This is a genomic window from Syntrophales bacterium (assembly GCA_035363115.1).
GTDB lineage: Bacteria > Desulfobacterota > Syntrophia > Syntrophales > PHBD01 > PHBD01.
Genome location: DAOSEM010000003.1, coordinates 268,337 through 283,469, shown reverse-complemented (window position 1 = coordinate 283,469; position 15,133 = coordinate 268,337). Strand labels below are relative to the sequence as shown.

General features: G+C 65.6%; 13 protein-coding genes. 3 read left to right on the top strand and 10 right to left on the bottom strand.

The features are described 5' to 3' along the window. Positions 1-215 precede the first annotated feature (215 nt). The 3 genes from hslO (at position 216) to PLO63_09165 (ending at position 3,479) form a co-directional block, all read left to right on the top strand. Positions 216-1,121 (top strand): Hsp33 family molecular chaperone HslO, encoded by a 906-nt coding sequence (hslO, locus tag PLO63_09175; GenBank protein ID HOI74305.1) that lies wholly within the window; start codon positions 216-218, stop codon positions 1,119-1,121. 89 nt (positions 1,122-1,210) lie between these two features. After that, positions 1,211-2,437 carry a mandelate racemase/muconate lactonizing enzyme family protein gene (locus PLO63_09170; protein ID HOI74304.1) on the top strand — a complete coding sequence of 409 codons (1,227 nt, stop codon included), beginning with the start codon at positions 1,211-1,213 and terminating at the stop codon, positions 2,435-2,437. 10 nt (positions 2,438-2,447) lie between these two features. Further along, the gene (locus tag PLO63_09165) at positions 2,448-3,479 is read left to right on the top strand and encodes a zinc-dependent alcohol dehydrogenase family protein (protein ID HOI74303.1); all 1,032 of its coding nucleotides are present in this window, start codon (positions 2,448-2,450) and stop codon (positions 3,477-3,479) included. 126 nt (positions 3,480-3,605) lie between these two features. Here the strand turns inward: PLO63_09165 and PLO63_09160 are convergent, their stop codons facing one another. From PLO63_09160 to PLO63_09115, 10 genes are all read right to left on the bottom strand, one after another. Then, the gene (locus PLO63_09160) at positions 3,606-3,782 is read right to left on the bottom strand and encodes a hypothetical protein (GenBank protein HOI74302.1); all 177 of its coding nucleotides are present in this window, start codon (positions 3,780-3,782) and stop codon (positions 3,606-3,608) included. 235 nt (positions 3,783-4,017) lie between these two features. Continuing rightward, the gene (locus PLO63_09155; protein ID HOI74301.1) at positions 4,018-5,538 is read right to left on the bottom strand and encodes a radical SAM protein; all 1,521 of its coding nucleotides are present in this window, start codon (positions 5,536-5,538) and stop codon (positions 4,018-4,020) included. A 1-nt stretch (position 5,539) separates the two neighbouring features. Next, positions 5,540-6,706: a radical SAM protein gene (locus tag PLO63_09150; protein HOI74300.1), complete on the bottom strand. Its 1,167-nt coding sequence runs from the start codon at positions 6,704-6,706 to the stop codon at positions 5,540-5,542. Further along, positions 6,699-7,808, bottom strand: coding sequence for a radical SAM protein (locus tag PLO63_09145; protein HOI74299.1), 1,110 nt, complete (start codon positions 7,806-7,808; stop codon positions 6,699-6,701). The genes PLO63_09150 and PLO63_09145 overlap by 8 nt, the downstream gene beginning before the upstream one ends. Positions 7,809-7,975: 167 nt before the next feature. Further along, entirely contained in the window at positions 7,976-8,599 is a 624-nt protein-coding gene (locus PLO63_09140; protein HOI74298.1) for a DUF4276 family protein, read from the bottom strand. Between the two features lie 7 nt (positions 8,600-8,606). Beyond that, entirely contained in the window at positions 8,607-9,863 is a 1,257-nt protein-coding gene (locus tag PLO63_09135; protein HOI74297.1) for an AAA family ATPase, read from the bottom strand. 136 nt (positions 9,864-9,999) lie between these two features. Continuing rightward, the gene (locus tag PLO63_09130) at positions 10,000-11,145 is read right to left on the bottom strand and encodes an acyl-CoA dehydrogenase family protein (GenBank protein ID HOI74296.1); all 1,146 of its coding nucleotides are present in this window, start codon (positions 11,143-11,145) and stop codon (positions 10,000-10,002) included. Next, positions 11,142-12,665, bottom strand: coding sequence for a long-chain fatty acid--CoA ligase (locus PLO63_09125; protein HOI74295.1), 1,524 nt, complete (start codon positions 12,663-12,665; stop codon positions 11,142-11,144). Before PLO63_09125 ends, PLO63_09130 begins: the two co-directional genes overlap by 4 nt. Continuing rightward, on the bottom strand, positions 12,662-13,897 hold the full coding sequence (locus tag PLO63_09120; protein ID HOI74294.1) for a beta-ketoacyl-[acyl-carrier-protein] synthase family protein: 1,236 nt from the start codon (positions 13,895-13,897) through the stop codon (positions 12,662-12,664). Before PLO63_09120 ends, PLO63_09125 begins: the two co-directional genes overlap by 4 nt. Position 13,898: 1 nt before the next feature. Further along, positions 13,899-15,131: a beta-ketoacyl-[acyl-carrier-protein] synthase family protein gene (locus tag PLO63_09115; GenBank protein ID HOI74293.1), complete on the bottom strand. Its 1,233-nt coding sequence runs from the start codon at positions 15,129-15,131 to the stop codon at positions 13,899-13,901. Between the last annotated feature and the right edge of the window lie 2 nt (positions 15,132-15,133).

Here is a 15,133-nt window from a genome sequence, read left to right as displayed (position 1 = left end):
CTGTTGATGGGGGCTGAACCGTCGGTGCCGCTACCATGATTAGGGCGTTCTGTCAAGTCGATTTCACCCCTCCGGGGAACCCGGATACACACCCCCCGAAGAAGAACAACCACTTGCAACATAAAGGTTTTTTTGTTACATCCCCGAGGCGCGGCGGCCGCCCGCGGAAGCCCCCGGAGAGACGCGAAACGCCCATTGCCGCCACGGCGGAAATCATGACAAAATCATCTATACAAAAGGAACCTGCAGGGAGCCGCCTGGTCCGGGCCATTTCCGAAGACGGCGCAATTCTGGCCCTGGCCTGCGACACCACGGAACCGGCCGCCCGCTCCGCCGGCCGTCACGGGGCCTCTCCCGTCGCCGCCGCCGCCCTTGGACGGGCCCTCACCGGCGGGGCGCTCCTGGCCTCCCTTCTCAAGGAAGGACAGAGCGTGGCCCTGAAGTTCGAGGCCGAAGGCCCGCTGGGCAGGATCGTGGCGGAGGCCGAACGGAACGGTCATGTCCGGGGATACGTCCAGAATCCGGGCGCCGATGTGCCGGACCGGGAAGGCAAGCTGGACGTCTCCGGGGCCCTGGGAACAAACGGTTTCCTGACGGTCCTGAAAGACCTCGGCCTGAAGGAACCCTACCAGGGGATCGTCCGCCTCTGCTCCGGCGAGATCGCCCAGGACATCGCCCACTACCTCCTCGATTCGGAGCAGATCCCCTCCGCCGTTGCCCTGGGCACGTACGTGGAGGCCGACGGCCGCGTGTCGGCCGCCGGGGGATTCCTGGTCCAGTCGCTCCCCCCGCCGGATCCGGACGCGGTGGAGCGCATCGCCTCCCGCCTGGAGGCGATGCCCCCCGTAACCACCCTGCTCAGGCAGGGAAAGACACCGGAAGACCTGCTCCGGGACATCTTCTCCGACATCCCGTTCCGCATCCTGGAGACGCAGCCCCTGACGCTCCGGTGCTCCTGCAGCCGCAGCCGGATCGAACGGGTGCTGGTCAGCCTGGGAGTTCAGGAGCTGAAAGAAATGCTGGAGGAGCGGGGAGAGGCCGAGGTGAGTTGCCAGTTCTGCCGGACCGTCTACCGGTTCAGCCGGGAGGAGTTGGCGGAACTGATCGGGCGCATCGCCTGACCGGCCCGTCCCCGGTTTTCGACCCTTTGCGCAACGGCCGTTCAGGCCGGAGCATGATTACAATCTCTCCGCAGAAAAAGGAGGCTGCCATGAAAATCGACCGCATTGAGCTCTTTCACGTCGCCGTTCCCCTTCCCAAGCCCTTCTGGCCGTCCTGGATCCCCGGCTATCCACAGACGGTGAACCGCTTCACCCTGATCCGCCTCACCACCGACGGGGGGCTCCAGGGCCTGGCGGCGGGCATGGCCTTCGAGCGGGAGCGGGAAGGCCTGGGCGGCCTCATCGGGCCGTACCTGATCGGCCTGGACCCGACGGACATCGACCTCGTCCGGCGGCGGCTCCGGGAGGTCGGCTACCTGGGCTGGCGGAACTACTGGATCGAGGCGGCCTGCTGGGACATCCGGGGCAAGGCGGAGGGAAAGCCCGTGTGGGCGCTCCTGGGCGGCACAGATGACCGGCCCGTCCCCGTTTACGCCTCCACCGGCGAGGTCCATCCACCGGCACAGCGGGCCGGGGAGGTGCTCCGTCTCCGGGAGATGGGTTTCCGGACGGTGAAGCTCCGGGTCCACAGCGCCACGATCCAGGAGGACATCGCCCAGGTGGAGGCGGTTCGCCGGGCGGTCGGCGACACAATGGAAATCGGAGTCGACGCCAACCAGGGCTGGCCTGTCACGATCATCGAAAAGCCGCCGATCTGGGATCTCGAGCGGGCGACCGGGTTCGCCCGGGCCTGCAAGGACCTGAACGTCTCCTGGCTTGAGGAGCCCCTGGACATGTACGCCTGGGACGAGCTGGCGGAGCTCCGCCGGTTGGCGCTCGTCCCCATTGCCGGGGCGGAGCTCAACGCCGGCTGGCAGGAGTACAGGATCATGCTGGAAAAGGGGAGTTTCGACATCTACCAGCCCGACGCCACCATGGGCGGCGGCATCGGCGACTCGAAGAAGGTCCTGGACGCCTGCATGGCTCAGGGACTGGACTTCAGCCCCCACACCTGGACGAACGGCCTCGGCTTCCTCATCAATCTGCATCTTTATGCCGCGAGCCCCCGGAAGCACCCCCTCGAGTACCCTTACGAACCGCCCGCCTGGATCCCCGAGTACCGGGACGGGATCCTGGCGGAGCCGATCCGGGTCTCGCCCGAAGGCACCGTGGAACTCCCGAAGGGACCCGGCCTCGGCATCGTTCTGGACGAGGACAGGCTCGCCCACTACGGGGAGAAGTTCTTCGAGATCACCCCCGGGGGGATCGCCGCGAAGGCCATCCGGGAAAAGGGGCTGTTCACAGCCATCAAGCTGGCCATGAAGAAAGGAAAGTAGAGAAACTCCCATGAAGGCGATGATCCTGAAGGGCATATCCAGTCTTCGGGAGAACCCCGCGCCCCTGGAGCCCGCAGATGTACCCCATCCGGAGCCGGGCGACGGGGAGGTCCTTCTCAGGGTCTCCGCCTGCGGCGTCTGCCACACGGAACTGGACGAGATCGAAGGCCGGACGACGCCGCCCCGCTTCCCCGTCATCCCGGGCCACCAGGTGGTCGGCCGGGTCGTCGGGCACGGACGCGGGGCGGAGCGGTTTCCAGCCGGAGAACGGGTCGGTGTCGGCTGGATCTACCGGGCCTGCGGCCGCTGCTCGTTCTGCCTGGAGGGAAACGAAAATCTATGCCCGGGCTTCGAGGCGACGGGACGGGACACGGATGGAGGGTACGCGGAATACATGACCGTTCCGGAGGCCTTCGTCCATCCCCTGCCGCCGGCCTTTACCGACGTCGAGGCGGCTCCGCTCCTGTGCGCCGGGGCCATCGGCTGGCGGTCCCTCCGGCTGACGGGCCTGCGGAACGGACAACGCCTCGGCCTGACGGGATTCGGCGCCTCGGCCCACCTGGTGCTGCGGCTGGTGCGGCACCGCTTCCCCGACACGCCCGTCTTCGTCTTCGCCCGGAGCGATCGGGAGCGGGCCTTCGCCCGGGAACTGGGCGCCGTCTGGGCGGGGGATACCGCCGATACAGCCCCGGAGAGGCTCGACGCCGTCATCGACACGACGCCGGCCTGGAGGCCCGTCGTGGAGGCCATGAGAAACCTGGCCCCGGGAGGCCGCCTGGTGATCAACGCGATCCGCAAGGAGGAGGGTGACAAAACGGCTCTCCTCGCTCTCCATTATCCCGAGCATCTCTGGATGGAGAAGGAGATCAAAAGCGTGGCCAACGTGGCCCGGCGGGACATCTCGGAATTCCTGGCCATGGCGGCGGAGATTCCCATCCGGCCGGAGGTGCAGGCGTATCCCCTGGCGGAGGCGAACCGCGCTCTGGTGGAATTGAAGGAAGGAAAGATCCGGGGGGCGAAGGTGCTCGTGATGGGGGATTGATGCGGCGGGTCCGCGACACCGGCTGTGGATGGACCCGCATACGGAGCGTCCGGTCAATGGCCGGGGAGCTTCTCCCGTCAAAGAATAAGGAGGCCCGCCGGGTCGTTCCGGATCCGCTTGCGTCTGCTATTGGTCTCCGCTTTCCTTCTTCTTGCGGTGTTCCCGGACGGCGATGAAGACATAAACGCCCACGGCCGCCCCCAGCGAGATGATCAGGTTCACCAGCCCGCTCTCGATCCCGATGACCCGCTCACAGAGGAGCCAGACCACCAGGTAGGTGACGGCCGTCAAGATTTCCTGCATTTCGGAACCTTCCCTCCCAGCGTGGATTCCTGCGGCCCCCGCCGATGATCCCTCTACGCGAAGGCCGGGTGTTTCCGGACGATCAGTATGGCCGTATACCTATCCGTCTTCCAAAACACAACGAAAAACTCCCCCCGCCTGGATCACGATCAGGCATCGTCCCGTAAATTCGAGCCGTTCCACCGCCCAGGAAGGCAAGGCATTCTTCCATTTCCATCCCCTAAATGCATTTGACCTATGCCGGGGGGCGGGCGGTCCAGGCCAGCCGCGCCCGGCCCAAGGCCCTGCCGAAACAGGCGGCCGCGTTCGGCAGCGGCGCCGCCGGATCGCGTTGAAAGAGATAGATCCGTTCCACCCCCAGACGGACCGCGTTTTCGGCCATCACCCGGTGCAGCTCCGCCGGGGCGTCGGCGGGCATGTACAGATGGACGGGGATGCCCAGCCCCTGAACGGACCGGATCCGTCCCAGGGCGCCCCCAAGGCCACCCGGCGTCCCCGCATCGTCCAGAGGCATCATCACCCGGATGGCGCGGACGGGAAAGGAGCGCAGCCGTTCCCGGAACCCCGGATCCTCCGGCAGCCAGCTTCCCGTCGTCCAGAGGCGGATGTCCGCACCGGAGGGAACCCTGCCGAGGATGCCGATCAGATCGGCCCGGAGTAGCGCGTCCCCGCCGTAGAACTCGATGCTCCGGTAGTTCGGGTCCACGGCCTGAAGGTCGCGGATCACCGCCTCGGCGGGCCTGCGCGACGGCCTTCCGGCGGCATCGCAGCCGCGGCAGTCCGGCGGGCAGGGGGCGCCAAGGTTCACCTGGTTTTCCGAGGCGATGGGATAGAAGGGGCGCCCCGGGCCCATGGGCCGGATGTGCTCCTCGATGTAGTCGGGGTTCCGCATCGGGCAGGTGTCCCCGCCCAGCCGGACCAGCGGATGGGACTGCATCCGCTCGAACACCTCCACCACGGACTCGCGCGTCGCGTCGCCGAATACGAGGGGAAGGTACGGGCAGGGGGCGATCCAGCCGTTGCTCATGATGTGGCAGAAGATGTTCTTGGCCGTGCACTTGTTCGTCTCCCCCACCGGCGTCCCCGGCGTGTGAACATAAATGTGGGGGGCGTACTCCGGGGCGATGCAGGCGAAGAGATCCCGCTCCCGGCGCGCGGCAAAGGGGGATCCGTCGGGACGGGCCGACCGGCCGGAAAAGCGGGGCAGGAGGAGCCGCACCTTCCCGGCTCCCTTCTCAAGGACGAAGGCCATGAACCGGTTCATGTCGCCGCCGGTGAAGAATTCGGCCGTCTGCGGCACGATGGAGACATGCACGGCCATGGAGGTCGCCGCACCCAGCTCCAGCGCCCGGACGGCCCGCTCGAAGCTCCCCGCCCTCCCTCTCCGCCGGTCGTGCTCTTCCGGGCGATAATCGTCCAGGCTGAGGTAGATCTGGTCCAGGCCCGCCGCTTCCAGTCCCCGGACAAAGGCCCCGTCCAGGAGCCAGCCGTTCGTCTCCAGGGACATCATGAATCCGGAGGACTTCCCGCGCCGGATGATCTCGAACAGGTCCTTCCGGAGCGTCGGCTCGCCGCCGAAGAGGTCCACCACCAGGCAGCCCGCCAGCCGGAGGTCCCGGAAGACGTCGTCGATCTGCTCCAGGGTCAGCTCGCCGGGCATGACGCTCCGGAGCTCCGCCACCCCGCAGTGCCCGCAGTTCAGTTGGCAGCGGTTGGTGAGGGTGAGCTGGACGACTTTGATGAGCGGCAGGGCCATGTCAGGCACCCCGATCCCGGCTGAGGTTGTAGGGCAGGTCGCAGTCGAAATCCCGGATCACCACCCCCCTCCCCCGGGCGTTTACGTAGTCCGCGGCGGCGTCCAGCCGCCACAGCGCCTCCTCCGTCTGGACCTTCGGCTCCAGCAGGGCCGCCGGGGTCCCCCGGTTGTCCGAATAGTGGAGAAAGTACGTGTCGTTGAAGGCGTCCGCCAGGGCGAGGGACGCCCGGAAGTCCTCCCGGGTCTCCGTGGGAAAGTTGACGAGGACGTGCGTGCAGAGGAGGGACCCGGGGGCGATCTCCCGGAGCCGCTGCACGCGCTCCACGACCCGGCCGATCGGATAGCGCCGGTTCATCAGGCCCAGGATGCGCTGCGAGCCCGACTGGAGCGGGATGTTGGCGTAGCGGATACGACCGGTGGCGAAGAGGGGAGCCAGATCGTCGAAGCGCTCCTCCACGAAAGCCGGAAACACGTAGCTAAGCTTGAGCGTCAGGCCGCCGTCCAGCCCGAGGAGACGTCCGGCAAGATCGACCAGATCGCTCCCGACGTCCCGGCCGTAACTGCCGCAGTCGTCCGCCAGCAGGGCGAAATCGCGCACGCCCTGTTCGAGCCCGCGCCGGGCCCGGGAGAGGATCGAATCGACGGGCACGCTGGCCAGGCCGCCCTTCGCGCGGCGGATGTTGCAGTAGGAGCAGCCGTTGACGCATCCCTGGCCGATGAAGAGGAAGGAGTCCTGCGGTCCGAGGTGCTGGCCCGACAGGAAAAACTCCGGCGGCAGGCGGCTCGCCGCGGCCGCCCGGACGGAAATCCGGTGGGGGAAGCGCGCATCGAGAAGGTCCAGTTCCTTCGGACCAATGCACAGCACCCCCTCCGGATCGAACGGGGCATCCGGCAGGCCGGCCAGGCAGCCGAGGAAAACCACGGTCTTCCCCTTCCCGTGAGCCCTCGCCACCTCCAGCGCCGCCAGGGACGTGGCGATCTTCCCCTCCGTGACACAGCAGGAGTTCACAAGGATAATCCCGGCCTCCCGGACGTCCCTCACGGGGGGGTGACCGTTCAGGAGGAAGAAGCGGACCGCCTGGGTGAAGAGGTATGCACCGGGGGCGCAGCGCCGGCTCGGGTTGAAGACGAAGATGCCGGGCTTCTGAGATGCGCCGGGATCAGGCATAGGGCACCACGAACGAAGCAAGCTTCCCTTCCGCCGCCAGCCGCCCCAGGTAATCCGCCTTCGCCTGCCGGTCCCGGTCGTCGTACCGGGAGGCCAGGGCCGCCGCCCGGGTCGCCCGGTTTCCGCCGTAACCGATGAAGACGGAGTGGTCGAACAGGCCGGCAAAGGAGACGCTCTCCGCCAGTTCCTCCCAGGTCTCCGTGGGAAACGCGAAGATGAAGTGGGAATAGACGAAGACGCCGGGATCGAGGGAGCGGATCCGGAGAACCGCATCCGACAGACAACTCGGGTCGTAGCGGCGGTTCATCAGGGCCAGGATGCGCGGCGAGGCGGACTGGGTCGGCAGGCAGACATAGGGGATGCGGCCGGCGGCGAAAAACGGCTCCAGCCGATCGGCGTAGTTCAGGAACAGGGCCGGAAACACCGTGTAGAGCTTGATCCGGAGGTCCGGGGCGATTCCGCAGATCCGCCCGAGCAGCCCCGGCAGGTCGTCGGCCCGGTCGAGACCGTAGGAGCCGCAGTCGTCCGCGAGTAAGGTCACGGTCCGGACGCCCTCTTCATACAGCTCGCGGGCATCCGCTTCGATCTCCTCCGCCGGCCGGCTCCGGACCCGTCCCTTGGCAAGGCGGATGCTGCAGTAGCTGCAGTCGTTGACGCACCCCTGGGCGATCAGGAGATAGCGGTCGTCCGGTCCCATGCAGGGCTGGTAGGGCCGGTGCCCGTCCAGGCGCGAGACGTGGACGGCCTCGAACGGGACGCACGCCCCGATGAAAGCATCCAACTCAGCACTCGCCTGGTACGGGATGAATCGAACCCTGTCTGCATCCCTGCCGAGGGCCGCCTGCAGATCCGCGGGAAAGGCCGCCAGGCAGCCGAAGACAACGATGCGCGCCTGTGGATGGCTTTGCATAGCCCCGGCGATGGCCTCCTCGCAACGCCGGCGCATCCGGTCGGTCACGACGCAGGCCCCCACGAAAACCAGGTCCGCCTCCCTCTCTCCGTCAACCTGGTGGCCGTTCCGCTCGAAGTACCGCCGTGCCCGGGAAAGAAACAGGGCGTTGTTCTCGCACCCCGGGTGAAGATTGATGATCCGGACGTTCATGGCTGGCCATCCCATCCGACTTGTTTCATGGGTGCCACTTTCATCAGATCATCAATCCGTTATCAACCATGAATTTCAATCAATACCTGCATTTCAACAAATGCTGAAATCGCTTGGAAGACTGAACCGGGATTTTTCTTTCAGGAAACCTGGAGAATCATTTCCATTCAAGACGATGCACCGGGAGATAGTTCATGAAGTGCATCCCTGAAAATTTGAAAGCTTTTCGAAGTGTTTCGGAGGGGTTGCATGTTCTTTGAAATATTTCTTGCCACTTCCACCTTTGGCATTCCACCGGGATAATAGCCGGCTTTCATCAAAACGCGTTCCAATGCCTCCCATGTGCCACCGGCAATCGCGTCAGGTTCGCGATACGGGGCTCTATTGCCAATATTGCCGGATACCCTCGGATATGCCTCTTTCAGCGCTATTGGATCACCAAAGAACCACGCCTCCAACTCTTCAATCGCGATTCGGTTCAAAACCTCAAACTGTCCGCTCACCGCCGCGGCCGTTTTTGATGTGAAGCCGGCTTGGCGAACCATCCTTTCCAGTTCAGCCTTCAATTTATAGCAATCGTCCGTGTCCCGATCGACCAGAACAACAATCCGGGAATCTTCCGGTAACCATGCCCGGTAGCCTTTCAGCCGATTCGGCAGACAGGCCAACAAATCATGTTTCCCATTGAAAGCATGTATATCAAAGGTCATCTTCCCTTGAAGAATCAGAGGAAGAATGTTCCTTAGTGCTTCTTCCGCCGAGTATTCCTCCACCAGGAATTCAACATGCATGGATGCTTTACTCCTTCACCGATCGGTGCAGGAGCTTCGGCCTGCTCTTTGGACCGCCGGCACCGTTCAACGGATCACCGACGTCAAAATGCCCTTCCATCCACAATTGTCCCAGTTGTGCGCCGTTCTCCATGAAAGCGTTGACACCCGGCATATCGAACGCCCGCCTGGCCTGAGTGAAACCCCGTTCGTCGCGGTAGAGAACCCATAGTTCCCGGGGTCGCAGGCTGTTCACAAAGTAGGGCGAATGCGTCGTAATGAATAGCTGGGATCTTGCTGCAGCATTTCTGCATTCTTCGGCCAATTCAGGCAACAGCCTTGGGTGCAACTGATTCTCCGGTTCCTCTATCCCGATCAGTTGCGGCGGTTCCGGGTCATACAGCAAAGTAAGATAAGCCAGCATCTTCAAGGTACCGTCCGAGGCAAAACGGGCCAATACCGGCCGCTCAAACGGCGCATCCTTGATCTGCAGGAGGAGCCTCCCATCCTGCATCGGCTCCGCCTCAACCTTCTCCAGCCGCGGGACCCTGGCGGAAAGCGTTTTCAGAATCTGGTCCAGTCGATCCGGTCGCTGTTCTTTCAGGTACTGGATTACATTCGGGAGATTATCGCCGATGGAACTCAGGCGCTCCTGCGGCCCGGCTTCCGGAAGCCCCCTCGTGGTATCGGCGCTCAGATAGGAAAGATACCAGCCCGTGACGAACCTGCGCAGTGCGCTGACACGAGGATGCTTGGCAAACTGTCCCAGGGTGTTGACGGCCAGCATTTCCGGGGAATCCAGCTGCTCGTCGATTCGCTCGTCCCGATCATCCGGCAATTCCCCCGAAATGACCCGCCCCCGGCCTTTTCCAAAGTCAAGAAACCGAAAAGGCTTGCCGTGGCCGCCTCTGCGCCACTGCAGCCATTCTTCCGCAACATAAGGACCTTTCGAATTCTCATCGATTGCAAGGTGGTAGGTGACAACAGGCAGCCTTGGTTTTTCACGGTATTTCAATTGAATAACGACAGGTCCCTCTTCCCCCCGTGTCCGCAATTCCCGGAAACGCCCTCGTTTGTCCCATGCCCGGCGCAAACCGGTGACGAAGCACTCCGACAGAAAAGCAAACACGTCAAAGATGGTTGACTTGCCGCTGCCGTTCGGCCCGAGAAATACAGTGAACGGTGTAATATCCTTCAATTCGAGATCACATAGCGCACGATAATTCTTGACCTTCAGATATTCAATGCGTGGCACGCTCTGGCCGATCGGCGCTTTGATTGTCATGATAAACTCCTGTCGGTTGACGGTTGGATGCTGCCTTGTATCATATGGAAACAATTATTGAAAGAAGATCAACCGGGCAAATCGTCAATCGATGCCGGACGATTGTTGATCGGGCATTTGCTCCTTTTATTCTTGTTCATACCCCCGACATCCGGGCGATGATGCCCTTCATGATCTCGTTGGTGCCGGCGAGGATGCGGGTGACGCGGAGGTCCCGCCAGGCCCGGGCGAGGGGGCCGCTCTCGTCGAGGCCCAGGCGGCCGTGGAGCTGGAGGCACCGGTCGGCGATCCGCCAGGCCGTCTCGGTGGTCCACCACTTGGCCATGGAGACCTCCCGGACGACATTCATCCCCTCGATGTGGTCGGCGATGAGCTTGTCCACGAACGTCCGGCCGATTCGGACCTCCGTCGCCATCTCGGCGATCTCGAAGCGGACGTGCTGGAACGACGACAGGGCCCTCCCCGAGATATCCGTTCCCTTCACGTGGGAAATCGTGTGCTCCAGGACCCACTCCGCCGCGGAGACGGCGCCGATGGCCACAACGAGGCGCTCCGGCTGGAGGTGCCGCATCAGGTTCTTGAACCCCGAGCCCTTCCCTCCGAGGCGGTGGGTCAGGGGCACCCGGCAGTCGTGGAAGAAGATCTCCGTCGTGTCCTGGCTGTGCCAGCCCGCCTTCTTCAGGCGCCGTCCCCGCTCGAAGCCCGGGGTCTTCCCCTCCACCAGGTAGATGTCCACGGCCCGGTGGGGGTCCTCCGTGGCCGGGTCCTTCGCGGCCACCACGAAGAGGTCGCCGTTGGTTCCATTGGAGATGAAGGTCTTCTGGCCGTTCAGGACCATGAAGTCGCCGTCCTCCACGGCGCTTGTCCGGATGGCCGCCACGTCGCTCCCGGCGTGGGGCTCCGTCATGGCGATGCCGGTGACGATCTCGCCGGCGATGCACCCGGGAAGATAGCGGTGCTTGAGCTCCTCCGAGGCGAAGGACGTGATGTAGGGGACGACCACGTTGCTGTGGAGCCGCGGGGAGAGGCCGTAGCAGTTGGTCTTCGCCATCTCGTCCACGACGATGACGGAATGGAGGAAGTCGAGGCCCCGGCCGCCGTACTCCCGGGGAATGTCGGTGCAGAGAAAGCCCGCCGCGCCCATGGCCCGCCAGGCCGACCGCGGGACGATGCCGTCGGCCTCCCACCGGTCCACGAAGGGGATGACCTCTCTAGCGAGGAACCCGCGGAAGTCCTCGCGGAAGGTCCGGTGCTCGCCGGTCCAGGGCAGGATCTCCATCATCCCTCCCGCAGGCGCTTCTGGAGGATGCGCTTGAGGACCTTGCCGCCGGGATTCCGGGGGAAGGAATCGACGAAGAAGACACGCTTCGGCATTTTGAAGGGGGCGATCTTCCCCTGAAGCCCCGCCAGGATCTCGTCCTCCGTCACGACCTCGCCCTCCCTGAGCAGCACGAAGGCCGCCACCACCTCGCCCCGCCTGGGGTCCGGCATGCCCACGGCCGCCGCCTCCTTCACCGCCGGGAGGGACTGGATCGCCCGCTCGACCTCGGCGGGGTAGATGTTCTCCCCGGAGGAAATGATCATCTCCACCTTGCGGCCGATGATGTAGAGAAACCCGTCCTCGTCCCGCCGCCCCATGTCACCTGTCCGAAACCAGCCGCCCTTCCTGGCCTCCGCGGTCTCCTTCGGCTTCCGCCAGTAGCCGGAGAAGACGTTGGGACCTTTCACGACGATCTCCCCGGGATCCCCCGGGGCGACGTCCCGGTCCTCCTCGTCGACGATGCGGAGCCGCACGTGGAAGACCTCCTTGCCCACGGACCCGGCCTTCCGGACGGCGTCCTCCAGGTCCAGCGACGTGAGCCGCCCCGTCTCCGTGAGGGCGTAGCCCTGGACGAAGCCGATCCCCTTCTCGTCCTGGTACTTCCGGATGACCGGGAGCGGGATCGGCGCGCCACCGGAGATGAAGAAGTGGACGTGCGAAAGGTCAGCCCCGGCCCATTCAGGTGTGTCCGCCATGAGCTGGAACATGACCGGAACGGCGAACATGTAGTTGATCCGCTCCCGGACAATGGCCTGGAGGACCTCCGAGGCGTTGAAGAATCCCGACAGGACGACGGACCCGCCGGCGTAGATGACCGGCGTGACCGACGCCGCCAGGGCACCGATGTGGAAGAGGGGCGCCACGACGAGGGACCGGTAGGTCCGGTTGACGCCGTAGCCGATGAGGGAATGGACCGCCCCGAAGAGGATGTTCCCGTGGGTCAGCACGGCCCCCTTGGGATCGCCCGTCGTCCCGGAGGTGTACATGATGAAGAGCGGATCTTCGTCTGTGACCTCCTCCACCGGGGACGGCTCGCCCTCCGATTCCGCCGCCGTCAGGTCCGACAGGAGCGATTCGCCGGGGAGGGGCTCCCCTTCGTGGCGGATCCAGTGGCGAATCCCCAGGTTCGCGTCTTTCAGGGGCAGGGCCTTCCCGGCAAACTCGGCGGCGTAGACGAGCCCCCGGGGGGCCGCGTCGCGGAGGATGTATTCGATCTCCGGTCCCGCCAGGCGATGGTTGACGGGCACCAGAATGGCCCCTGTCTTGGCGCAGGCGAAGAAGATCTCCAGGAACTCGCTCGTATTGCCCATGATGAGCGCCAGGCGCTCGCCCTTCACGATATCCAGGTGCTGAAGCGCCCGGGCCGTCCGGTTGACGCGCTCGTTGAAGGCCCGGTTGCTGAAGACCCGCTTCCCGTCCTTCAGGAATTCCCGGTCCGGGTGGGTGAAGGCCCTCTTTTCAATCCATTCTCCGATGTTCATGATTCTTCCCCGATATTGGAAAACAGGAGGGAGACGTACGTCCCCCCGTGGGAGATCCCGTTCAGGAGTCCTCTTTGCACCTTCGCCCGGGCAGCCTGTCCTGTCACGAAATGCAGCGGCCGGACCGGCTCCTCCAGGCTCAGGGTGGGAGGGACGGCACCGTCCCGGAGCGCCAGGGCCAAAGCCGCCGCCCGCATCCCCCCGGAGGTGAAGCTCTCCCCGAGGGCACCCTTCAGGGCCGTCACGAGCGGCCTCTTTCCAGCCGGTCCGAACACCTGCGCCAGCCCTTCCGCCTCCAGGAGATCCGGCTTGAGGCCGCCGCTGGCCGCGGCGAAGACCGCATCCACATCCTCCGGCCCGCACCCGGCGGACCGGAGCGCCCGGCGGACCGCCAGAACAAGGCCCCGCGGGTCCTCCGGCCAGCCGGTCATGGGCGCCGGCGAAGAGGCCATGCCCTCCCCGGCAATCTCCGCATAGACAGTCGCGCCCCGCTCCCGGGCCGCCTCCAGCGGCTCCAGGCAGAGGATGCCGCAGCCCTCCCCGGCCACCGGCCCGTTCCGCCGGAGGTCGAAGGGGCGCGCCCCCTCGGGGCCGCCTCCCTGGAGCGGTGACAGGGCCTTGAAGCGCGTCAGGGATTCGAAATAGAAAGGGGCCAGGACGTCGGCCCCGCCGGCAAGAAGGACGTCCGCGGCTCCCCGCCGGATCTCCTGGGCCCCGTAGGCCAGGGCCGACTCCGCCGAGACGGCGTAGTGGTTGACCGTCGTGTTGATCCCCCGGAATCCCAGCTCGATGGAGGCATGCCCCGCCGGGGCGTTCATGACCACGTTGGGCACGAGGATGGGGTTGGCCGATCCGGGTCCCTCTGTCACCAGGACCCGGGCAAAGGAGACCGTCACATCGGTGCCGCCCCAGGCCGTCCCCAGGATCAAGCCCGTGCGGTCCCGGTTGGCCGGCGTCACGGCAAGCCCCGCGTCGTCCAGGGCCATCCGGGCCGCCGCCGTCGCCACGGCGGAGAGGCGGTCCATCCGCCGGAGGTTTTTGACGGAGACGAAGTCCCTCGCCTGGAAATCGCGGATCTCCGCGGCCAGCCGGCAGGGAAGCGACTCCACGGGGAATGCAGCCACGGATGCGATTCCGGATGCCCCGGCGAGGAGAGCCTTCCCGAAAGCCTCGCGGCCGGAGCCCAAGGGGGAGACGATGCCGATGCCGGTGATCGCGACGCGCCGGTCCATGCTACCCGTTCCCTCCTTCGAATCGCCCGATGACGAGGGAGGTGTTGTTCCCGCCGAAGGCGAAGGAATTGGACAGGACCACCGAGAGGTCCGCCTCCCGGGCCCCTTCCGTAACGTAGTCGAGGTCGCACTGGGGATCCGGCACGGTGCAGTGGATCGTCGGCGGGATGAAACGGTGGCAAATCGCCAGGACGGACGCCACCGCCTCGAGGGCCCCCGAGGCGCCCAGGGTGTGGCCTGTCATGGACTTCGTGGAGCTGACGGGAATCCGCTCGGCCCGGTCTCCGAAGACGTGCCGGATGGCCCGGCTTTCCATGGCGTCGTTGGCCGGCGTGGCGGTGCCGTGGGCGTTGACGTAGTCGACTCGCTCCAGGGAGACGCCGGCATCGCGCAGAGACTCCCGCATCGACCGGACCGCCCCGGAGGCCTCCGGGTCGGGGGCCGTCATGTGGTGCGAGTCGCAGGTGACGCCGTATCCCAGCACCTCGGCATAGATCCGGGCCCCCCGTCCCCGGGCATGGGAGAGGGATTCCAGGATCAGGATCCCCGCCGCCTCCCCCAGGGAGAGGCCGGCCCGGTTGCCGGCGAAGGGCTTGCAGGGCTCCGGGTCCACTGCCTGGAGGGCGTTGAAGGCCGCGTAGGTTATGCGGCAGAGGGGCTCGGTCCCGCCGGCGATGACAACGGGCGCCTTTCCACCCCGGATCAGGTCCCGGGCGTAGCCGATCGCCGTGGCCCCGGACGAGCAGGCCGTCATGAAGGATGTTTTGGGCCCCCAGAGCCTAAGGAGAGTGGCAATCCGGTCGGCCGAGGAGGCGCAGTAGACCGCCGACAGGGCGGAGAAACGGGCCAGCCGGCCCCCGGTCCGCAGGTAGTCCCCGTAGAACCGCTCCCCCTCCAGGAGCCCGCCGCCCCCTCCGCCGATGACGACGCCCGTCTCCTCCGCCAGCTCCGGTGGAAGCGGGTCCAGCCCGGCATCTTTCATGGCCTCCAGGGTGGCGGCGAATCCGAGAAGATCCGCACGGGACATGCGCTTGATCGGGTATTGCCGGGGGATGTGGTCGCGGGGGTTGAAGTCCTTCACTTCGGCGGCGATCTGCGTCCGGAAGGCCGAGGGGTCGAAGACCGAAAACGGTCCGATGCCGCAGCGGCCCCCCCGCAGGGCCCCGGCGAATTCCGGGGCGCTCCTGGCGATGGCATTGAGGGTTCCCAGTCCGGTGACGACGACCCGTTCCATCG